Source organism: Streptomyces sp. LHD-70, from assembly GCF_031157275.1.
Lineage (GTDB): Bacteria > Actinomycetota > Actinomycetes > Streptomycetales > Streptomycetaceae > Streptomyces.
Genome location: NZ_JAVIFW010000009.1, coordinates 98,588 through 118,326 on the forward strand (window position 1 = coordinate 98,588; position 19,739 = coordinate 118,326).

The 19,739-nt window shown below is 71.4% G+C and carries 19 protein-coding genes and 2 pseudogenes; 11 read left to right on the forward strand and 10 right to left on the reverse strand.

Going from position 1 to position 19,739, the window contains the following annotated elements; translation table 11 throughout:
- The first annotated feature begins 112 nt into the window (after positions 1-112).
- A complete protein-coding gene (locus RCO28_RS19175; protein ID WP_308942377.1) occupies positions 113-1,294 on the forward strand; it encodes an acetyl-CoA acetyltransferase in 1,182 nt (393 codons plus the stop codon).
- 116 nt (positions 1,295-1,410) lie between these two features.
- On the opposite strand, the gene RCO28_RS19180 is transcribed toward RCO28_RS19175, so the two are convergent.
- Together RCO28_RS19180 and RCO28_RS19185 are read right to left on the reverse strand one after the other, a co-directional pair.
- Positions 1,411-1,617, reverse strand: a complete 207-nt coding sequence (locus tag RCO28_RS19180; RefSeq protein ID WP_308942378.1) for a hypothetical protein — start codon at positions 1,615-1,617, stop codon at positions 1,411-1,413.
- On the reverse strand, positions 1,614-1,832 hold the full coding sequence (locus RCO28_RS19185) for a hypothetical protein (RefSeq protein WP_308942379.1): 219 nt from the start codon (positions 1,830-1,832) through the stop codon (positions 1,614-1,616). Before RCO28_RS19185 ends, RCO28_RS19180 begins: the two co-directional genes overlap by 4 nt.
- 113 nt (positions 1,833-1,945) lie before the next feature.
- On the opposite strand from RCO28_RS19185, the pseudogene RCO28_RS19190 reads away from it, so the two are divergent.
- The 5 genes and pseudogenes from RCO28_RS19190 to RCO28_RS19210 form a co-directional block, all read left to right on the forward strand.
- Positions 1,946-2,500, forward strand: a pseudogene (locus RCO28_RS19190) (Scr1 family TA system antitoxin-like transcriptional regulator); the annotation flags it as partial.
- Positions 2,472-2,927: pseudogene (locus RCO28_RS19195) on the forward strand (serine hydrolase); the annotation flags it as partial. The pseudogenes RCO28_RS19190 and RCO28_RS19195, both read left to right, overlap by 29 nt.
- A gap of 205 nt (positions 2,928-3,132) precedes the next feature.
- A complete protein-coding gene (locus RCO28_RS19200) occupies positions 3,133-3,507 on the forward strand; it encodes a hypothetical protein (protein WP_308942380.1) in 375 nt (124 codons plus the stop codon).
- Between the two features lie 147 nt (positions 3,508-3,654).
- Positions 3,655-5,319 (forward strand): transposase, encoded by a 1,665-nt coding sequence (locus tag RCO28_RS19205; protein ID WP_308942381.1) that lies wholly within the window; start codon positions 3,655-3,657, stop codon positions 5,317-5,319.
- Between the two features lie 190 nt (positions 5,320-5,509).
- A complete protein-coding gene (locus tag RCO28_RS19210; RefSeq protein WP_308942382.1) occupies positions 5,510-6,184 on the forward strand; it encodes a pyridoxal 5'-phosphate synthase in 675 nt (224 codons plus the stop codon).
- A 27-nt stretch (positions 6,185-6,211) separates the two neighbouring features.
- Here RCO28_RS19210 and RCO28_RS19215 read toward each other — a convergent pair whose 3' ends face one another.
- From RCO28_RS19215 to RCO28_RS19225, 3 genes are read right to left on the reverse strand one after another with little or no spacing between them, the layout of a single operon-like run.
- The gene (locus RCO28_RS19215) at positions 6,212-6,772 is read right to left on the reverse strand and encodes a GNAT family protein (RefSeq protein ID WP_308942383.1); all 561 of its coding nucleotides are present in this window, start codon (positions 6,770-6,772) and stop codon (positions 6,212-6,214) included.
- An 8-nt stretch (positions 6,773-6,780) separates the two neighbouring features.
- The gene (locus RCO28_RS19220) at positions 6,781-7,206 is read right to left on the reverse strand and encodes a Zn-ribbon domain-containing OB-fold protein (RefSeq protein ID WP_308942384.1); all 426 of its coding nucleotides are present in this window, start codon (positions 7,204-7,206) and stop codon (positions 6,781-6,783) included.
- Positions 7,203-7,655 carry a DoxX family membrane protein gene (locus tag RCO28_RS19225; RefSeq protein WP_308942385.1) on the reverse strand — a complete coding sequence of 151 codons (453 nt, stop codon included), beginning with the start codon at positions 7,653-7,655 and terminating at the stop codon, positions 7,203-7,205. Before RCO28_RS19225 ends, RCO28_RS19220 begins: the two co-directional genes overlap by 4 nt.
- A 219-nt stretch (positions 7,656-7,874) precedes the next feature.
- Between RCO28_RS19225 and RCO28_RS19230 the strand changes: the two genes are divergently transcribed.
- The 3 genes from RCO28_RS19230 (at position 7,875) to RCO28_RS19240 (ending at position 11,779) form a co-directional block, all read left to right on the forward strand.
- Positions 7,875-10,166, forward strand: coding sequence for an acetate--CoA ligase family protein (locus tag RCO28_RS19230; RefSeq protein ID WP_308942386.1), 2,292 nt, complete (start codon positions 7,875-7,877; stop codon positions 10,164-10,166).
- Positions 10,167-10,352: 186 nt separating this feature from the next.
- Positions 10,353-11,075 carry an enoyl-CoA hydratase-related protein gene (locus RCO28_RS19235; RefSeq protein ID WP_308942617.1) on the forward strand — a complete coding sequence of 241 codons (723 nt, stop codon included), beginning with the start codon at positions 10,353-10,355 and terminating at the stop codon, positions 11,073-11,075.
- A 101-nt stretch (positions 11,076-11,176) separates the two neighbouring features.
- Entirely contained in the window at positions 11,177-11,779 is a 603-nt protein-coding gene (locus RCO28_RS19240) for a flavin reductase family protein (protein ID WP_308942387.1), read from the forward strand.
- Here the strand turns inward: RCO28_RS19240 and RCO28_RS19245 are convergent.
- A complete protein-coding gene (locus RCO28_RS19245; protein WP_374991196.1) occupies positions 11,769-13,121 on the reverse strand; it encodes an MFS transporter in 1,353 nt (450 codons plus the stop codon). The genes RCO28_RS19240 and RCO28_RS19245 overlap by 11 nt on opposite strands.
- A gap of 38 nt (positions 13,122-13,159) precedes the next feature.
- Here RCO28_RS19245 and RCO28_RS19250 point away from each other — a divergent pair, with 38 nt between their 5' ends.
- Positions 13,160-14,158 (forward strand): helix-turn-helix domain-containing protein, encoded by a 999-nt coding sequence (locus RCO28_RS19250; protein WP_308942389.1) that lies wholly within the window; start codon positions 13,160-13,162, stop codon positions 14,156-14,158.
- On the opposite strand, the gene RCO28_RS19255 is transcribed toward RCO28_RS19250, so the two are convergent.
- From RCO28_RS19255 to RCO28_RS19270, 4 genes are all read right to left on the reverse strand, one after another.
- Complete coding sequence (locus tag RCO28_RS19255; protein ID WP_308942390.1) at positions 14,096-15,346, reverse strand: MFS transporter; 1,251 nt, start codon at positions 15,344-15,346, stop codon at positions 14,096-14,098. The genes RCO28_RS19250 and RCO28_RS19255 overlap by 63 nt on opposite strands.
- A gap of 54 nt (positions 15,347-15,400) precedes the next feature.
- Positions 15,401-16,468, reverse strand: a complete 1,068-nt coding sequence (locus RCO28_RS19260) for a Zn-dependent alcohol dehydrogenase (protein ID WP_308942391.1) — start codon at positions 16,466-16,468, stop codon at positions 15,401-15,403.
- On the reverse strand, positions 16,465-17,676 hold the full coding sequence (locus RCO28_RS19265) for an acyl-CoA dehydrogenase family protein (protein WP_308942392.1): 1,212 nt from the start codon (positions 17,674-17,676) through the stop codon (positions 16,465-16,467). Before RCO28_RS19265 ends, RCO28_RS19260 begins: the two co-directional genes overlap by 4 nt.
- Positions 17,677-17,795: 119 nt before the next feature.
- Positions 17,796-18,707, reverse strand: a complete 912-nt coding sequence (locus RCO28_RS19270; RefSeq protein WP_308942393.1) for an SDR family NAD(P)-dependent oxidoreductase — start codon at positions 18,705-18,707, stop codon at positions 17,796-17,798.
- An 84-nt stretch (positions 18,708-18,791) separates the two neighbouring features.
- On the opposite strand from RCO28_RS19270, the gene RCO28_RS19275 reads away from it, so the two are divergent.
- Positions 18,792-19,718, forward strand: a complete 927-nt coding sequence (locus RCO28_RS19275; RefSeq protein ID WP_308942394.1) for a cyclase family protein — start codon at positions 18,792-18,794, stop codon at positions 19,716-19,718.
- The last annotated feature ends 21 nt before the right edge of the window (positions 19,719-19,739 follow it).

The following is a 19,739-nucleotide window of genomic DNA, read 5'->3' on the forward strand; positions in this document are numbered from 1 at the left end:
GCCTCCGATCTGACGGGCCGTCATGTTAGGGCGGGCGAGGCGAGATGCACAGGGTTTGCACGGGAGTCGGACCCCTGCTGCCGCGTGCGCTTTCTGATGTACCGTCAGATTCATGTCATCCACGCCCTCAGCCTCCTCTCCACGCAAGGTCGCCGTCGCCGGCGTCGCCCTCTCGGACTGCGGCAAGGTCGACGACGCCACCCCCTACGCCCTGCACGCCCAGGCCGCCCGCCGCGCCCTCGCCGACTCCGGGCTCGACCGCTCCGTCATCGACGGCTTCGCCTCCGCCGGACTCGGCACGCTCGCACCGGTCGAGGTCGCCGAGTACCTGGGCCTGAAGCCGACCTGGGTCGACTCCACCTCCGTCGGCGGCTCCACCTGGGAAGTCATGGCCGCGCACGCCGCCGAGGCGATCGCCGCCGGGCACGCCCGCGCCGTCCTGCTCGTCTACGGCTCGACCGCGCGCGCCGACATCAAGGCCAGGCGGCGCACCTCCAACCTCTCCTTCGGCGCCCGCGGCCCCCTCCAGTTCGAGGTGCCGTACGGGCACACGCTGATCTCCAAGTACGCGATGGCCGCGCGCCGCCACATGCACCAGTACGGCACGACGATCGAGCAGCTCGCCGAGGTGGCCGTGCAGGCGCGGGCCAACGCGGCACACAACCCCGACGCCCTGTACCGCGATCCGATCACCGTGGACGACGTCCTGGCCGGGCCGATGATCGCGGACCCGTTCACGAAGCTGCACTGCTGCATACGGAGCGACGGCGGCGCGGCGGTGCTGCTCGTCGCCGAGGAGCTGCTCGCGGACTGCGCGAACCCCCCGATCTGGGTGCTGGGTTCGGGCGAGCACGTCTCCCACACCACGATGTCCGAGTGGGACGACTTCACGGTCTCCCCTGCGGCGGTGAGCGGCCGCCTCGCCTTCGAACGGGCCGGGGTGCGCCCCGACGAGATCGACCTGGCGGAGATCTACGACGCCTTCACGTACATGACCCTCGTGACCCTCGAAGACCTCGGCTTCTGCGCGAAGGGCGAGGGCGGCTCGTTCGTGGAGAAGGGACGGCTCACCCGGGACGGCGAGCTGCCCGTGAACACCGACGGCGGCGGCCTCTCGGCCCAACACCCGGGCATGCGCGGCCTGTTCCTGCTGGTGGAGGCGGTACGGCAGCTGCGCGGTGAGGCGGGCGACGGCCAGGTGAGGAAACCGGACGGCAGCCTTCCGCACCTGGCGGTCGCCTCCGGCACGGGCGGGTGGTTCTGCTCGTCGGGGACGGTGGTGCTGGGGCGCTGAGGAGCGCGGTGGGTCGGATTTTTGATGTCTCGGTGTGTCATCACTTTTGCGGGGTGGGTGGTGAGGACGGCGGGGTGCGACCCTGACCCGATTCGGTCGCCATGGGGAGCACTTGCTCAGGGTTGCCCTTGCCGAAGCGCGGCAGCGAGGGAGCGGGCGGTGGGGGCGTTGCAGCGCCCCAACTCGACAAGGGGCGCGGCCAGTTCACCCCCGTACGACAGGGGGTCGAGGCCCAGTGAAGGCAGGGTGATGCCCGCCTTCGCGAGGGCCGCGGCCAGTTCGTCCCGTGCGGCTTCGACATCCTCAAGTCCGGTCGTGTTCACAGCACTTCACCCCGACTCCGGGCGTTGGCCCGCGCGTTCTCGGCCCGCAGCCGCTCCGCGGGCTCGGCCGGCTGCACGTCTCCGGGGTCGACGTCCCACTCCCGCCCGCCCCGTACGGGCCGCAGAAACCAACGCCCACTGCAGACGCCCCGGAATTCGCCGAGCTGATCCCGCCGGATATCCCGTAAGAGCGCACCGATTGCTGGGGTGGTCATGTGGTCTGGGCACACAATTCTGCCTCTCTGTAGTGATTCCGCTACCGAGGGGTTCAGCCTGGCCTAGGGTCCAACGTGTCTTCAACGTTCCTTGCTGGAGGGCACGTTGGAACATCAAAGAGTTGATCCCCGACGCGAGCCCGGCGGCGGCCTACGGGGCTCGCCTGCGCAAGTCACGTGAGGCGCGCGGCTGGAAGCAGGACGAACTCGCAGCGCAGATCGGCTACTCGGGCAGACACATATCCGCCGTCGAAACTGGTCTGAAGCCGCCAACTCTGCGGTTTTCGCGCAGCATCGACTCCGTCTTCGGCTACACCTCCACCCCAGAATCCTTCGAACGCGCGTGGAGCGAACTCCGGAACGGGTCACTTCTGGAGGGATTTCCGGAGTACGTGGGGTACGAGGGGCGGGCGGTTGAGCTTCGGCTGTACCAAATCGGAATCGTGCCAGGCCTGTTGCAGACACGGGAGTACGCGCAAGTGCTGGCCAACAGCGCCGTGCAGCGCGGCACCATCTCCCCGGAACAGGCGGTCGAGCGCGTCACGTTCCTCGCAGAGCGTCAAGCAGCGCTTGAACGGGGGCGACCACCGATGGTCATGGGTGTCATGGACGAGAGCTGCATCCGCAGAAGGGTCGGCGCCGCGCGACTACAGCGCCTTCGACATGTCCTGGGTGGGTCCCTCGGCCTCACTGATATCGACCGTCGGGGACCTCAACCGCTTCTACGATCTGCTGCTCGCCGGCGAGATCGTCAGCCCGTCGTCGCTGGCGCAGATGCAGCGGACCGTGCCGGTGATCTCGCAGGAGCAGAAGACGATCGAGTACGGGCTCGGCCTCTACCCGATAGTGCTTCCCGGGGCGGCCGAGGATTCCGGGAATTCCGCGGCTGCCAGCGCTTCCCGCGCCTTCTGGGGGCACGGCGGGTCCGCCTGGGGCGCCGGTGCCCTGTCCATGACCAGCACGGACGGCGAGCGACAACTGTCGGTGGCCGTGAACCTGCAGCGGTGGAACCGGCTCGACGACTCGGGCAGGCCGCAGCCGCACCCCATCGACGCCGCGCTCGCGGCTCTGTACCGCGTGGCCCTGTACGGCTGAGCGGGCTTACGCGCGCGCCCGCCTGTGGCCGCCCTCGGAAACCAACTCCCCTGCGCGGGCGGTCATATGGGCTCCAGCTGCCCTCCCTGGAACTCACCTCCGCCGGAGGACTCGGCTCCGTCGCGTCGATCACTTTCGGTCGACGACGATGAGGAACACAGTGCGGCGCGCCCCGCGCACGCCGTACGAGGCACGGGGGTAGCCGGTGAGCTCTCAAGACGACGTACGTCCGATATCCGCACCGAACGACGGACCGATCCACCCGCTGGCCCCCGTGGAGGACTGCTTCGTCGTGTCCGACGGCGACTTCTCCTACCGGCTGTCCGCGTACTACGGCCCGTTCGTGCAGAACGGCTACACGGACACGGGCGTCTCCGACCGCGCCAAGTTCGCCGAGCGGCCTGAGGGCGCCGAGAACGGCCTGCACTGGACGAGCGGGTCCTGTCCCGGACAGCACGGGTCCGCGTTCTTCGTGGCGGCCCCGCTGGCGGGGGACTCCGAGGCTCCCCTGCCCGAGGACGCGCTCGCGGAGTTCGCCGCCCGCTCCGCCAAGGCGCACGGCTGCACGCTGTCCACGTGAGACGTGGGGCCGGGAACTGCTTGGGATTGAGTGCCCATAAGCGTCCTTGAGGTCGTATGAGTGAGTTCGGATGCCTCGGAGGGCTGTCTTGATATCTGGTTTCATGCTGTGACCTGTAGGTTTCTCGATAGAATGGTTCAAGTCCTCATGGAATGGGAGGTGTTGGTGTTGGCTGCGTCGAAGAAGCAGCTTCGGCCGATCGGTGATCCGTTCGTGGCTATAGGGCCGTCGGGTGTCGCTGTGCGTGACCGTCTCAAGTACCTCACTGCGGAGGACGAGAAGGTTCTGCGCCTGGTCGGCGAACACCTCGGACACCTAGCGTCGCTGGACCTCAAGGCCCGGTGCGCTGACGGCCTGGACCACAGCAGCGACACGTGGGCGGCCCGGAAACAGGGCCTGACCGCCGAGTCTTCTTCGCGCTGGGCCGGGTCGCTCACGAAGGCCACGCACGATCAGTGGGCGCTCTCGCGTCGCTGCCAGCTCGCGCACATACAGAACCTTGAGGCCGGTGTCCGGACGCTGATGCACCGGCTGTCCCAGCCGATCGGCGAGAAGGGCACCAAGCGGGCTCCGGGCGGCTACCGGTCCAAGGGCGAGTGGTTCCACAAGTCCCGGCGCCTGCACATGCTGGAGCACCGCCTTGAGGCGGCCCGCACTGAGCGTGAAGCCGGAGTGGTGCGCGTGGTGCGCGGCGGCCGGCGGCTGATGAACAACCGGCACAACCTCGCCGCCGCGCAGCTCACCGAGACCGAGTGGCGCGAGCAGTGGGAGGCCGAGCGCTGGTTCCTCGCCGCTGACGGCGAGTCCGGCAAGCGTTTCGGGAACGAGACGATCCGCGTCACCCCGGACGGCGAAGTGTCGATCAAGCTGCCCGCCCCGCTCGCCGATCTGGCGAACGCCCCGCGTGGCCGGTACGTCCTCGCCTCCAATGTTGCCTTCAAGCACCGGGGACAGGAGTGGGCCGACCGCATCGGGCAGAACCGGGCGGTGGCCTACCGCATCCACCTGGACGTTGGCCGTGGCCGCTGGTACCTCACCGCATCCTGGCAGCGCCCCGTCGTTAAGACCATCCCGCTCGGCGCCGCACGAGCAGGCGGCATGGTCGGCGTCGACACCAATGCCGACCACTTCGCCGCCTACCACCTTGACCGGCACGGAAATCCGGTCGGCGACCCCAAGCGGTTCTGGTACGACCTGTCCGGCACCGCAGGTCACCGCGACGCCCAGGTGAGGCACGCCCTCACCCAGTTGCTGCACTGGACCAAGAGCACCGGTGCGAAGGCGATCGGGATCGAGGACCTGGACTTCGCCGCCGAGAAGACCCGCGAGCAGCACGGCCGCAAGAAGCGGTTCCGCCAGCTGATCTCCGGCATACCCACGGGCAAGCTCAAGGCCCGCATCGTGTCGATGGCCGCCGAGCAGGGTCTCGCGATCGTCGCCGTGGACCCGGCGTATACGTCGATGTGGGGCGATGAGCACTGGCGTAAGCCGCTGATCAGCAACAAGCGAAAGATGTTCTGTCACGATGCCGCTGGTATCGCGATCGGGCGACGCGCCCTCGGGCGCCCGATCCGGCGACGGACGGCTCCGCCCCGGCATCACCAGAGTGATGGTGCTGGGCCTCGGACCGTCCAGGCCGGACCGGGAGCACAGGGGCGTGAGGAAACCCGCCACCCCGTCACGGACCGTAGCCAAGAGCTGCGCGCCCGGACGGAGGGAACGAGAACGCGGGCGACCAGTCGGACATCCAAAACCGTTCGGGATGTCCGCAGCGACCAGGTACGGGTCCAAGACTCACTCCTGATCACTTAGTTGGAACGGTACCTCCAGTACTCGGCCTGGGCGAGAACACGGTGTTCTACCTGCGCCCCGAGCACTGGTACTCGGCGGACCTCGGGGAGGTCTGAGAGCACGGAGGCCGGGGCGGCGTACCTCGGGGAGGCCTGAGGGCGGAGGCCGGGGCGGCGGCCATCGCGGAGGCCGGGGCGGCGACAATCACCGTATGAACGAAGCGACCCCGGCTTCCGCCGCCTTCCCGTCCCTGCTGCGCGCCCAACGCGTCTGGGACGTGGAGCTCCCGCACTTCGACCCGGAGCAGGCGCCCGCCGAGCCCACGGAACTCTTCCACGCCTGGTTCGCCGACGCCTGCGCGGCAGGTCAGCCCGAGCCGCACACCATGCAGCTGGCCACGGTCGACGAGGACGGCCTGCCCGACGTCCGTACGCTCATGCTGCACGGCGCGGCCGGCGGGCTCTGGCACTTCGCCTCGCACTCCGGCAGCCGCAAGGGCCGCCAGCTCGCCGCCCACCCCCGGGCCGCCCTGCACTTCTACTGGCCCGCCCTCGGCCGCCAGATCCGCATCCGCGGCACGGTGACGACGGCCCCGCCCGCCGAGGCGACCGCGGACCTGCACGCCCGCTCGACGGGCGCACTCGCGGCGGCCCTGGTCGGCCACCAGAGCGAACCCCTGGGCTCCGTGGCGGAGTTGGCGTCCGCGTCCGAGGCGGCCTGGGACCACGCCCAGCGGCAGCCGGAGGCAGAGGTCCCGTCCTGGACGCTGTACGAACTCACGGCGAACGAGCTGGAGTTCTTCCAGGGAGACGCCCGGCGCCGCCACGTACGCCTGCGGTACGAGCGGGACGGCGAGGTCTGGTCCACGGGGCTGCTGTGGCCTTAGCGACACCTTCCTCCGGCGGCTACGCCCCTACCCCTCCGCCCGCACCCGCCCATGCAGATGCGCGTCCTGGTACGTGCCGTCCGCGTGGCGGTGGGCGTCGCGGAGGGTGCCCTCGTAGGTGAAGCCGCAGCGTTCGGCGACGCGGCAGGAGGCGGCGTTGGTGAGGGCGTGGTCGAGGGCGAGGCGGTGCAGGCCGAGGGAGAAGGCCCAGTCGGCGACCAGGGTGAGGGCGCGGGTGGCGACGCCGTGGCCGCGGGCCTCGGGCAGCACCCAGTAGCCGACCCCGGCCGAACGGCACGGCCAGTACAGGGACTTGAGGCTGACGTGGCCGAGGACCGTACCGTCGTCCGCGTCGGTGACGCAGAACCCGCCCTCCGTGCCCGCCTCCCACTGCCGGGCCCGCTCCCGCAGCGCCAGCCGGGCCGCGTCGAGGTCGTCGACGTGCCGCAGCGGGTTGTTGAAGAGCCGGAAATCGGGGTCGGAGACACCCCGCAGATAGGCGGGCACGTCGGTGTCGGAGCTCGGGTCCCAGGGGCGCAAAAGCAGCCCCTCGCCGCGGAGTTCGGTGCTGTTCAGGCGGAAGGTCACCGGGCCATTCAACCCCGCGGCCGGAACACCGGCACCACCATTTCCCCCTCGGCACGGAAGGCCACCCGGAGCTCCATGCCGACCCGCAGCCGCTCCTCGGGGCACTCCACGACCTCGGTCATCATCCGCGGCCCCTCGGCCAGGTCGACCACGGCGGCGACGTACGGCGTGCGGCCACCGAAGGGCGGCAGATCGTTGCGGTGCACGACGGACCAGGTGTAGAGCGTGGCGGCGCCCTCCGCCTCGACCCAGCGCACCTCGGTGTCGTTCCAGCAGTACGGGCAGAACTCGCGCGGGTAGTGGTGCGTACGCCCGCACGCCCCGCAGCGCCGGAGCAGCAGCTTCCCCTCGGCGGCCGCGTCCCAGTAGGCCTGCGTGAAGGCGTCGGGCTCGGGCAGGTCGAAGCGGGGGGCGGGTGCCGTCTCGGAAGTCACAGGAACAGTCCCATCGCGGAGTCGAGTGACCAGGTCTGCCAGGACATGCCGAGGAGGGCGACGAGGGAGATCAGCGCCATCATCGCGTTCTGCCCCTGCTCGGCCCAGTCGTGGATCATCAGGACGAGGTAGAGCAGGTTCAGGAGCAGCCCTCCCACGAGCGCGATCGGCGTGAGCACGCCGAGGATCAGCCCGAGTCCGAGGGCGAGTTCGGCGTAGACGACGACGTACGCCATCAGCTTGGGCCGGGGCGCGACGACGGTCTCGAAGCCGCTCTTCACGGCCCCCCACTTGTGCTTGCCCGCGACGTCGGCGGCCCAGGCGATCCCCGTACCGCGCTCGAACCAGCCCTTCCTGTCCTTGTGCCGCCAGCTCTCCAGCCACCACAGGCCGAGCCCGATGCGGAGCACGGCGAGCCATTCGGCGCCACCGATCCAGATCGTCTGCATGTCCCGTCCCCTCATCAATTTCTGACGGCACGTCAGTTCGGTACGACAGTTCTACGTACGGCGGGGGACGTGCGCAAGAGGCGAGGTCGGACTGGGGCTCCACCCCGGCCCCCGATTTACGCACCGCACAGAGGTTCCTGACACGGTGTCAACTTAGGTAATCTGACAGAGCGTCAGCTCATGAATCGACACCGCGCACCCAGGAGGCGGGCCTCAGCGATGCTTGGATCGACTCACGGCACCCTCACCACCGACCCCCGCCCGGCCCGCGTCGTGGCCTGCGGCGAGCGCCCAGCGCCGGCCGTGCACGGCACCGCGCGCCCCGACAGCCCCCTCGACGTCGACGTCAGCGGCCGCCCCCTGCACGCCGACGTACCCGACCTGGACCGCTTCTTCCGGCCCGAGTCCGTGGCCGTCGTCGGCGCGTCCGATGCCGAGGGGCGGCCGAACACCGGCATCACGCGGCAGCTGCTCGCCTGGGCCGAGCGGGTCGGCGCCCGCATCCACCCCGTGCACCCGACCCGCGAGACCGTCTTCGGGCTGCCTTGCGTACCGTCCGTCGCCGAGCTGCCCGAGCAGGTCGACCTGGCCGTGCTGCTGGTCGGCGACCCGCTGCCCGTGGTCGAGCAGCTCGCCGAGGCCAAGGTGAAGTTCGCGGTCGCCTTCGCCTCCGGGTTCGCCGAGACCGGCGAGGAGGGCGCCGAGGCGCAGGCCCGCCTCACCGCCGCCGTCGAGCGCTCCGGGATACGGCTCCTCGGCCCCAACACCAACCTCAACGCCTTCGAGGAGTTCCGCGACGACCTGGACGGACCGGCGATCGCCCTGATCACCCAGTCCGGGCACCAGGGCCGGCCGGTCTTCACCCTCCAGGAGCTGGGCGTACGCCTCTCGCACTGGGCCCCGACCGGCAACGAGGCCGATCTGGAGACCGCCGACTTCCTCTCGTACTTCGCGGACCGGCCCGAGGTCGGCGCCATCGCCTGTTACGTCGAGGGGCTCAAGGACGGCCGGTCCTTCCTGCTCGCCGCCGATCACGCGGCGCGGCGCGGGGTGCCGGTGGTGGCGGTCAAGGTGGGGCGGACCGAGACCGGCGCGCGGATGGCCGCCTCGCACACGGGCAAGCTCACCGGCGCCGACACCGTGGTGGACGCGGCGATGCGGCAGTTCGGGGTGATCCGGGTCGACGGACTCGACGAACTCCAGGACACGGCGACCCTGTTGGCGCGGGCCCGCAAGCCGCAGGCGGACGGGGTCGTCGTGTACTCCATCTCCGGCGGCACCGGCGCCCACTTCTCGGACCTCGCGACGGAGGCGGGCCTGCACCTGCCGACCCTCTCCCAGGCCAAGCAGGACGAGCTGCACGAGTGGATCCCGTCGTATCTCAACGTCGCGAACCCGGTCGACAACGGCGGCCACCCGGTCGGCGACTGGCGCGGCCCGAAGATCATCGACGCGATCCTCGACGACCCGGACGTGGGCGTGCTCATCTGCCCCATCACCGGGCCCTTCCCGCCCATGAGCGACAAGCTCGCCCAGGACCTGGTGGACGCGGCCGAGCGCACCGACAAGCTGGTGTGCGTGGTCTGGGGCTCACCGGTCGGCACGGAGGCCGCGTACCGCGAGACCCTGCTCGGCTCGTCCCGCGTGGCCACGTTCCGCACGTTCGCCAACTGCATCACGGCCGTACGCGCCTACCTGGACCACCACCGCTTCACCGCCGACTACCGCTCCCCCTTCGCGGACGCGCCCCGCACCCCGTCGCCCTCGTACCGCAAGGCGCAGGCGCTGATGCGGCCCGGGCAGCAGCTCAGCGAGCACGCGGCGAAGCAGCTGCTGCGGGCGTACGGGATACGGGTGCCGCGCGAGCAGCTCGTCACGAGCGCGGCGGCGGCGGTACGGGCGGCCGGGCAGGTCGGCTACCCGGTGGTGATGAAGGCCTCCGGCGCGCGTATCGCCCACAAGACCGAACTCGGCCTGGTCAAGGTCGGGTTGACCTCCGCGAGCCAGGTCCGCGACGCCTACCGCGAGCTGACCGACATCGCCCGCTACGAGGGCATCGACCTGGACGGCGTGCTGGTCTGCCAGATGGTGGAGCGGGGCGTCGAGATGGTCGTCGGCGTCACCCGGGACGAGCTGTTCGGCCCGACGGTGACGGTCGGCCTCGGCGGCGTCCTGGTCGAGGTCCTGCACGACGCGGCGGTACGGGTGCCGCCCTTCGGGGAGGACCAGGCGCGGGCGATGCTGTCGGAACTGCGGGGGCACGCGCTGCTCGACGGCGTACGGGGCGGGCCACCGGTGGACGTCGACGCCCTCGTCGAGGTGGTGCTCCGGGTGCAGCGGATGGCGCTCGAACTGGGCGAGGATCTCTCCGAGTTGGACATCAACCCCTTGATGGTCCTCCCCCGCGGCCAGGGCGCGGTCGCCTTGGACGCCCTGGCGGTCTGCACCTGCCCCCCAGGGGGCTCCGCCCCCGGCCCCCCGCTCCTCAATCGCCGGAGGGGCTCAATTTGAGCCCCTCCGGCGATTGAGGAGGCCCGTCCGGCAGGACTTTCGGGAAGGGGCGGGTAGGGGAACAAGCCCGCCGCAGGCGCACCCACCCGCACCCGACAACTCACAGGAGCCCCGGTGACAGAACCCCACATCCTCCACACCACCACCGACAACATCCGCTGGATCACCCTGAACCGCCCCGAAGCGATGAACGCCGTCACCTGGGAGCAGCGGGAGGAGATCATCGCTCTCCTCGACGCCGCCTCCGCCGACCCCGACGTCCGCGCAGTCGTCCTCACCGCCACCGGCAAAGGCTTCTGCGCAGGCGCGGACCTACGAGGCGGCGGGTCGGCCGCGAAGGAACGCGTGCCCGGCGACGTGGCCCGCACCATCCGCAACGGCGCCCAACGCTTCATCTCCGCGATCCTGGACTGCGAGAAACCGGTGATCGCCGCAGTGAACGGCACCGCGGCCGGCATCGGCGCGCACCTCGCGTTCGCCTGCGACCTCGTCATCGCCGCCGAACACGCCAGGTTCATCGAGGTGTTCGTACGCCGAGGCCTCGTACCCGACGGCGGCGGCGCCTACCTCCTGCCCCGCCTCATCGGCCCCCGGCGCGCCAAGGAGCTGATGTTCTTCGGGGACGCGGTGAGCGCCACGGAGGCGGAGCGGCTCGGGCTCGTCAACCGCGTCGTACCGGCGGACGAGCTGGAGAAGACGGCGCGCGCCTGGGCCGAGCGCCTCGCGCAGGGCCCCACTCGCGCCCTCGCTCTGACCAAGCAGCTGGTCAACGCCTCCCTGGACGTCGACCGGAGCGCGGCGTTCGCGGCGGAGGCGGCGGCGCAGGAGATCAACATGACGACGGCGGACGCGCAGGAGGGCGTGACGAGCTTCGTGGAGCGCCGCACACCGGAGTACCGGGGCCGCTGAAGACATGCGTGAGCCCGGTACGTTCGGTACGTACGCCCGCACACACCTTCACTTCTGACGCATCGTCAGTTTCAATGGGCGATGTGATGGGACACGCAGGGATGGCCGAGACAGCCGTCCGATACCTCAGGTCCGTCGGCGCCGCCACGGTCGCCGAGCCCGCCCCCGCGCACCCGCGACCCGATCTGCGCGCCGTCGGCGACGACGAGCGGCTGCCGCTCGCCGCGGGCGAATTCCGGCGCGTGCTCGGCCACTTCGCCTCCGGCGTCACCGTGATCACGGCGCGCGCCACCGAGAACGCCGAGGGACCCGCCGGCTTCGCCTGCCAGTCGTTCGCCTCCCTCTCCCTCGACCCGCCGCTGATCGCGTTCATGGTCGCGCGTACGTCGACGACCTGGCCGCGGATCGCCCGCGCGGGCGCGTTCTGCGTGAACGTACTGGGCACGGAGCAGGGCGAGTTGTGCCGCGGCTTCGCGGTGAGCGGTGGCGACAAGTTCGCGGGTGTCGACCACAGCCCGGCCCCGGTCTCCGGCGCGCCCCGCCTGAGCGGCGTACCGGCGTGGCTGGACTGCACGATCCACGCGGTGCACACCGGGGGCGATCACCTGATCGTGGTGGGGCGGGTGGACGCGCTTGACGCGGTGGCGGAGGGCGGCGAGCCGTTGCTGTTCCACCGGGGGCGGTTCGGGGGATTCAGCGAGTAGGAGCTCCCCTCCTGATCACCACCGCCATCAGCGCCGCCGCAGCGCACAGCGCCCCCGACGCGTACCAGACCACGTCGTACGAGCCCGTCAGATCCCGTACGAGACCGCCGGCGAAGGCGACGACGGCGGCGCCGATCTGGTGTGAGGCGAGGACCCAGCCGAAGACGATCGCCGAGTCGTCGCCGTAGTGCTCGCGGCACAGGGCGATCGTGGGCGGGACCGTGGCGACCCAGTCGAGGCCGTAGAAGACGATGAAGAACAGCATCGGCGGGCGCACATCCGGCGCGAGCAGCATCGGCAGGAAGAGCAGCGAGATGCCGCGCAGCGCGTAGTACGCGCCGAGGAGGCGGCGGGCGTCGAAGCGGTCGGTGAGCCAGCCGGAGAAGATCGTGCCGATGACGTCGAAGACGCCGATCACCGCGAGCAGCGAGGCCGCCGCCGTGATGGGCATGCCGTGGTCGTGGGCGGCGGGGATGAAGTGGGTCTGGATCAGGCCGTTGGTGGAGGCGCCGCAGATCGCGAAGGTGCCCGCGAGCAGCCAGAAGGGCCCCGTCTTCGCGGCGCGGAAGAGCACCTTCAGGGCGCGGCTCGCGGCCCCCTGCACGGGCGGCGGCTTCGGCACGAACTCCTTGGCCCCGTAAGGCGCGAGGCCCACGTCGGCCGGGTGGTCGCGAAGGAGCAGCCAGACGAACGGGACGACGGCGAGCGCGGTCAGGGCGACCGTGATCGCGGCGGGGCGCCAGCCGTGGCCCTCGACCATCCAGGAGAGCAGCGGCAGGAAGATCAGCTGGCCCGAGGCGCTGGCGGCGGTGAGGATGCCGGTGACCAGGCCGCGCCGCTCGGTGAACCAGCGGTTGGTGACCGTCGCGGCGAACGCGAGCGCCATCGAGCCCGAGCCGAGGCCGACCAGGAACCCCCAGTAGAGGATGAGCTGCCAGGCGGCCGTCATCCACACGGCGAGCCCGGAGCCGAGCGCGATCACGGTGAGGGCCACGGCGACCACGCGGCGGATGCCGAACCGGTCCATGAGGGCGGCGGCGAAGGGTGCGGTGATCCCGTACAGGGCGAGGTTCACGGAGACGGCGAAGCCGATCGTGCCGCGCGACCAGTCGAACTCGCGGTGCAGCGGATCGATGAGCAGGCCCGGCAGGGAGCGGAAGGCGGCGGCGCCGATGATCGTCACGAAGGCGACGGCGGCGACGAACCAGGCGCGGTGGAAGCGGCCGTACGGCGGTGCGGGGCGGGGCTTGCGGGGTCTGCGGTCTCTGCGGTCTCCACGGGAGGAGGCAGCGGCGGTCGTCTCAGTCACGTACGACAGCGTGCCGGGCGCGAACACGTCCATCGAGTGGCCCGAGGGACACTGTTCGGTAGGATCGGGCCATGGACCGGATCGGTACGCCCCCGCCCCGCCACCGCGTCGTCGTCCTCGCCCTGGACGGCCTGCTCCCCTTCGAGCTCGGCATCCCGCACCGCATCTTCGACCGCGCCAAGGACGCCGAGGGCTCCCGGCTCTACGAGACGGTGACCTGCTCGATCCGGCCGCCGGGCCCGGTCCGTACGGACTCCGACTTCTCGATCCTCGTCCAGCACGGACCGGAGGCGCTGGCCACGGCGGACACGGTCGTCGTCCCCGCCTCGTACGAGATGGGCCCGGTGTACGACGAGGGGCGGCTCACGGACGAGCTGGCTGCCGCACTCGCCCACATCCGGCCCGGCACGCGGCTCGTCGCGATCTGCACGGGCGGATTCGTCCTGGCCGCCGCCGGTTACCTGGACGGGCGCCGCGCCACCACGCACTGGGCGTCCGCCGAACACTTCCAGCGGGTCTTCCCGGCCGTCGAGGTGGACGCGGACGTGCTGTTCATCGACGACGGTGACGTGCTGACCTCGGCCGGGGTCGCCGCGGGCATCGATCTGTGCCTGCACATCGTGCGCCGCGACCACGGTACGGCCGTCGCGAACGAGGTCGCCCGCCGCACCGTCGTCCCGCCGCACCGCGACGGCGGCCAGGCCCAGTACATCCAACGCCCGGTGCCCGAGGCCCAGTTGGCGACCACCCGGACCGCCCGCACCTGGGCCCTCGCGCGCCTGCACGAGCCGATCCAGCTGCGGGACCTGGCCGAGCAGGAGGCGATGTCGGTGCGTACGTTCACGCGCCGCTTCCGCGAGGAGGTCGGCGTCAGCCCCGGCCAGTGGCTCACCCGCCAGCGCATCGAGCGCGCCCGGCACCTCCTGGAGTCCACGGAGCTCTCCATGGACCAGGTCGCCCACGACGCCGGCTTCGGCACGGCCCAGTCCCTGCGCCAGCACCTCCAGTCAGCCCTCGGCGTCACCCCGACCGCCTACCGGCGCACGTTCCGCGCCGGCGCGACCACCTGAGGCAACTTCCTTGGTACGCCCCCGCGTTGCCCGCTCCCCCACCGCTCCGACGACGGTCAGGACGAGGGTGAGGCCGACCCCGGCGAGGATCGCCACGTCCGGCTCGACGGCCGTGAGCAGCGCGCCGGAGAGGCTGCCCGCCGCGGCGTAACCCGCGCCCACGGCCGCGTACATCACGGAGTACCCGGCGGCGAGCGCCTCGGCGGGCAGGACCCGGCGCAGCTGCAGGTTCCGGGTGAGCATCGCCCCGGCCTGCAGCACTCCGGCGGCCAGCAGGCCCACGCCCATCCACAGCGCGGACGGCAGTACGGCGACGAGCGCCACGCACGCCGAGAGCGTGAGCAGCAGCACGAGCGACTGCGTCGGAAGCCGTCCCGGCCAGCTGTCCCGCAGTCCGTACAGGAACGACCCGACCCCCGAGCCGACCGCGAACCCGGCCAGCAGCGGGCCCGCGAGGGCGAGCGGGATGCCGCGGTGTTCGAGCAGCGCGGGCAGGATCAGCTCGGCGAGCCCGAGGAGGGACAGGGACGCGGCCCCGGTGACGTACACCGGCCAGGCCCGCACGAGCACCCGCAGCATCGAGCCGCCGTGACCGCCCCCGCTCTCCGCCTCCCACCCTTCCGGCAGCGCCCACAGCCCGGCCACCGCGGCGGCCATGAAGGCGGCGGCGAGCAGCAGCGGCAGCGGCGCGGCCACCCCGAGCGCGAGTCCGGTCGCCGCGGCCGGGCTGATGGCCCAGACGGCGAAGGTCAGCATCGACTCGGCGCTCAGCGCCTGCGTGACGGCCCGCTCCGGCACGAGGGAGGTGAGCAGCGCCCGCAGCCCGCCGGGCGAGGCGGCGGGAGCGGCCCCGGCGAGGAACGCGAACACGGCGAGCAGTACGGGATGGGCCCCGGGGAACACCCCGAGCCCGGCGAAGGCGGCGGCCCCCACGGCAAGCCCGACGGCCAGCTGCGGCCGAGCCCGCTCGGCGTTCAGCCGCATGCCCAGCAGCGGCGCCCCCACGATCTCTCCGAGCACATACGCGGCGGCGAGCAACGCCCCGAGCGTGTACCCACCCGGCCGCTCCCGCACGAGCAGCACCAGAGCAAGCGGCGCCATGGCCACGGGCATCCGCGCCCCCACGGCAACAGCACCCCAGGTCAGCACGGGCCGGGTGAGGATCTGACGGTACGCACGCAGGGACATGGGGGGACGGTAGCGGGCGGGGGCGGAGGCGGGGCAAGGGATTTGGTGCGGTGCCTAGAACGTCACCACCCCCCGAGCCACCTTCCCCCCTTCCAGATCCGCCACCGCCCGCTCGAACTCCTCCACCGGATACGTCGCCGACACCAGCTCGTCCAGGAGGAGTTGGCCCTTCAGGTACAGGTCCGCGTACAGGGCCATGTCCCGCTGCGGGCGGCTGGAGCCGTAGCGGCAGCCGAGGATGGACTTGTCCAGGAACATCGCCGCGGGCAGGAACGACGCCTCCACCTTCGGTGCGGTCATGCCGAGCAGGACGGCCTGGCCGTGCCGGTCGAGGAGGTCGACGGACTGGCGGATCAGCTCGGCGCGGCCCACGCACTCGAAGGCGTGGTCCACGCCGGTCGGCAGGATCTCCCGTACGGCGGCCGGTACGTCCGAAGTGGTCGACGCGTCCACGAAGTGCGTGGCCCCGAACTGCCGGGCGGCACCCGCCTTTTCGGGGTTCGCGTCGACCGCCACGATCGTGGTCGCCCCGGCCAGGCGCGCGCCCTGCAGGACGTTGAGCCCGATGCCGCCCGCGCCGGTCACGAGCACGCTGTCGCCGCGCTCGACCCGCGCCCGGTTCAGGACGGCGCCCACCCCGGTCACGACCCCGCAGCCCATCAGCGCCGCCGAAGTCAGCGGCACCTCCTTCGGGATCTTCACCGCCTGTACGGCCTTCACGAGGGTGCGCTCGGCGAACGCGGAGTTCGCGGCGAACTGGTACACCGGCTCCCCGCCGCGCGTAAACGGCCGCTCCGGGCGCCCGATCGCGCGCCTGCACATCGTCGGCCGCCCCCGGTCGCAGTCCGCGCACGCCCCGCAACTGGCCAGCGTGGACAGGGCCACGTGGTCGCCGGGCGCCACATGCGCGACCCCGGCACCGACCGCCTCCACGACCCCCGCGCCCTCATGCCCGAGCACCACCGGCAGCGGGAACGGAATCGTCCCGTCCACCACCGACAGATCGCTGTGGCACAGGCCCGCCGCGGCCACGGCCACGAGCACCTCGCCCGGCCCCGGCTCCCGTATCTCCAGGTCGTCGACGACCTGCGGCTGCCTGCCGTCGAACACGACACCTCTCACGACCGGACCCCTCCCTTGGGCTCCCTGGGCAGACCGAGCACCCGCTCGGCGATGATGTTGCGCTGCACCTCGTCCGAACCGCCGTAGACCGTGTCGGCCCGGGTGAACAGGAACAGCCGCTGCAACGCGTCCAGTTCGTACGCCCGCTCCGCGCTCCAGTCGGACGGGCCGACGGTGGCGAGCGCCCCGCGCACCTGCACGGCCAGCTCACCGAGCCGACGGTGCCAGGCGCCCCACAGCAGCTTCGCCACGCTCGGCGCGCCCGCGTCACGGGCCCCTGAACTCCCCAGCGTCCGCAGGGCGTTCCACCGCATCGCGCGCAGCTCGGCCCACTGACGTACGAGCCGGTCGCGTACGACGGGGTCCTCGGCCGCACCGCTCGCCACGGCCGTACGCACAACCGTCGCCAACTCCTCGGCGAAGCCGATCTGTTGCACCAGCGTGGACACCCCGCGCTCCAGGCCGAGCAGCCCCATCGCGACCTGCCAGCCCTCGCCCTCGGCGCCGACCCGGTGCTCCGCCCGTGCCACCGCCCCGTCGAAGAACACCTCGTTGAACTCGCTCGTCCCGGTCAGCTGCCGGATCGGCCGCACCTCGATCCGCCCCGGCTGGTCCATCGGCACGAGCAGGAACGACAGCCCCTGGTGGCGCCGCGCGTCCGGATCGGTCCGGGCGAGCACGAAGCACCAGTCGGCCTCGTGCGCGAGGGAGGTCCACACCTTCTGGCCGGTGATCCGGTACGCGTCCCCCTCCCGTGCAGCCGCCGTCCGTACCCCCGCCAGATCGGAGCCGGCGCCGGGCTCGCTGTAGCCCTGGCACCACAGCTCCTCGCCCCGCGCGATCGCCGGCAGGAACCGCTGCTTCTGCGCTGCGCTGCCGTACGCGAGGAGGGTGGGGGCGAGCAGGTTCTCCCCGATGTGCCCGTACCGGCCCGGGGCCTCGGCCCGTGCGTACTCCTCGGCCCAGACGACCTGCTGGGTCAGGCTCGCGCTGCGATTCCCGTACGCGCCGTCCCCCCAGCCGATCCCGATCCACCCGCCCCGTCCGAGCTCCCGCTCCCAGGCGCGGCGCGCGGCGCCCCCCTCGTGCTCACTGCCGGGCCCGCCCTGGCCTCGGGCTTCGGCGAAGTCTCCGGTGAGGTGTGCTTCCAGCCAGGCGCGGGCGTCGGTACGGAACGCCTCATCCTCTTCCGTGAAGCTGAAGTCCACGTTCGCCTCCGTCGATTTGATCCCCACCCCGCCCCTTCCCGAAAGCCTGCGGCGCTGTCGTTCGGCTGCAGCGGCGTCGTGGCTGGTCGCGCAGTTCCCCGCGCCCCTATCGGGGCAGCTCAAGCGTTCGGCCGGTCCCGTCGAGCCGCCGCCTCCGCCATAGCCTCCAGCTGCACCAGCATCGGCATCGGATCAGTCCCCACCGTCCCCGGCAGGAAGTCCGCGATCCGGGAAGGTGTCCAGCCCCCTTCCGCGTACCCCGCCCGCAGCTCCCGCGGCTGCGCCCACACCGCGATCTTCGGACCGGCGATCGTGTACACCTGCCCGGTGATCCTCTCGGCGCGGGCCCGCTCGCTCAGCAGGTACACGACGAGCGCCGCCACATCCTCCGGCTCCCCGATCTCCTTCAGCTCCATCGGCACGTTGGCGGACATCCGCGTACGGGCGACCGGCGCGACGGCGTTCGCGGTCACCCCGTACTTGTGCAGTCCGAGCGCCGCGCTCCGTACCAGCGAGATGATCCCGCCCTTGGCCGCCGAGTAGTTGGCCTGGGCCACCGACCCCTGGTGGTTGCCGGACGTGAAGCCGATCAGCGTGCCGCCGCCCTGCTTCCGCATCACCGCCGACGCCGCCTTGAACACGGTGAAGGTGCCCTTGAGGTGGGTGGCGACCACCGGGTCCCACTCCTCCTCGGACATGTTGAACAGCATCCGCTCGCGCAGAATCCCGGCGACGCACACGACCCCGTCGATCCGCCCGTACTCGGCGAGCGCCACATCGACGATCCGCTGCCCGCCCGCCATCGTGGCGATGTCGTCGGCCACGGCGACCGCCTCCCCGCCCGCGGCCTCGATCTCCTTGACGACCGACTCGGCGACCTCGCTGGTCGGTTCACCGCCCTCGATCGAGACGCCGTAGTCGTTCACGACGACCTTCGCGCCCTCGGCTGCCGCGGCGATCGCCACGGCCCGGCCGATGCCGCGCCCGGCCCCGGTGACGGCGACCACCTTGCCTGCCAAGAAGTTCCCCACGTCGGCCCCTTCCCGCGTTTTCTGACGGACCGTTAGATTTTACGGGTCATCAGATACGGGAGCACAAGCCCTGAGGAGGCCCCGATGTCACTGCCGCCCGAGTTCCACGACATCGCCAAGCGCGTGAACAACTGGGGCCGTTGGGGCGCGGACGACGAGTCCGGCACCCTGAACCTGATCACCGACGCGGTCGTACGGGACGCCACCGCCGAGGTCCGCAGCGGGCACCGCATACCGCTCGCCCTGCCGCTCAAGGAGGACGGCGTGCAGAGCGGCATGATCCAGGGCCGCATCAACCCGTTCCACACGATGGTGCAGATCAACCAGGAGCTCTTCGGCCCGGGCACGGTGGCCTGCAGCGACGACGCCGTGACGATGGGCCTCCAGTCCGGAACGCACTGGGACGCCCTGTCCCACGTCTCGCACTCGGGCCGCCTCTACAACGGCCGCCCCGCCGGCACCATCACGGCCCACGGCGGCGCCGAGTTCGGCGCGGCCGCCTCGATGCGGCACGTCGTCTCGCGCGGCGTCCTGCTCGACGTGGCCCGCACCAAGGGCCTGGACCGGCTGCCCGGCGAGCACGCGGTGACCCCCGAAGACCTGGACGAGGCCGAGGAGTTCGCGGGTACGAAGGTCCGCGCCGGCGATGTCGTACTCGTACGGACCGGACAGGTGCAGGTCTATCTGGCGGGCGACAAGCACGGGTACGGCTATCCGTCACCGGGCCTGTCGATCCGTACGCCGGAGTGGTTCCACGCGCGGGACGTGGCGGCCGTCGCCAACGACACGTTGACCTTCGAGATCTTCCCGCCCGAGATCGAGAACCTGTGGCTGCCGGTGCACGCCCTGGACCTGGTCGAGATGGGCATGCCGCAGGGGCAGAACTGGTTCCTCGAAGAGTTGTCCACAGCCTGTGCACAAGAGTCGCGGCACACGTTCCTGCTGTCCGCGATGCCGGAGCCGTTCGTCGGCGCGACGGGCACACCGGTCGCGCCGGTGGCGATTCTCTGACTCGTACGCCCGCGACCGCCG

What these genes read in the sequence shown, in the direction of transcription:
- RCO28_RS19175 (WP_308942377.1), top strand. Translation starts at nt 113, where the DNA reads ATGTCATCCACGCCCTCAGCCTCCTCTCCACGCAAGGTCGCCGTCGCC.
- RCO28_RS19185 (WP_308942379.1), bottom strand. Translation starts at nt 1,832, where the DNA reads ATGACCACCCCAGCAATCGGTGCGCTCTTACGGGATATCCGGCGGGAT.
- RCO28_RS19205 (WP_308942381.1), top strand. Translation starts at nt 3,655, where the DNA reads ATGGAATGGGAGGTGTTGGTGTTGGCTGCGTCGAAGAAGCAGCTTCGG.
- RCO28_RS19210 (WP_308942382.1), top strand. Translation starts at nt 5,510, where the DNA reads ATGAACGAAGCGACCCCGGCTTCCGCCGCCTTCCCGTCCCTGCTGCGC.
- RCO28_RS19225 (WP_308942385.1), bottom strand. Translation starts at nt 7,655, where the DNA reads ATGCAGACGATCTGGATCGGTGGCGCCGAATGGCTCGCCGTGCTCCGC.
- RCO28_RS19230 (WP_308942386.1), top strand. Translation starts at nt 7,875, where the DNA reads ATGCTTGGATCGACTCACGGCACCCTCACCACCGACCCCCGCCCGGCC.
- RCO28_RS19235 (WP_308942617.1), top strand. Translation starts at nt 10,353, where the DNA reads ATGAACGCCGTCACCTGGGAGCAGCGGGAGGAGATCATCGCTCTCCTC.
- RCO28_RS19240 (WP_308942387.1), top strand. Translation starts at nt 11,177, where the DNA reads ATGGCCGAGACAGCCGTCCGATACCTCAGGTCCGTCGGCGCCGCCACG.
- RCO28_RS19245 (WP_374991196.1), bottom strand. Translation starts at nt 13,121, where the DNA reads ATGGACGTGTTCGCGCCCGGCACGCTGTCGTACGTGACTGAGACGACC.
- RCO28_RS19250 (WP_308942389.1), top strand. Translation starts at nt 13,160, where the DNA reads ATGGACCGGATCGGTACGCCCCCGCCCCGCCACCGCGTCGTCGTCCTC.
- RCO28_RS19255 (WP_308942390.1), bottom strand. Translation starts at nt 15,346, where the DNA reads ATGTCCCTGCGTGCGTACCGTCAGATCCTCACCCGGCCCGTGCTGACC.
- RCO28_RS19275 (WP_308942394.1), top strand. Translation starts at nt 18,792, where the DNA reads ATGTCACTGCCGCCCGAGTTCCACGACATCGCCAAGCGCGTGAACAAC.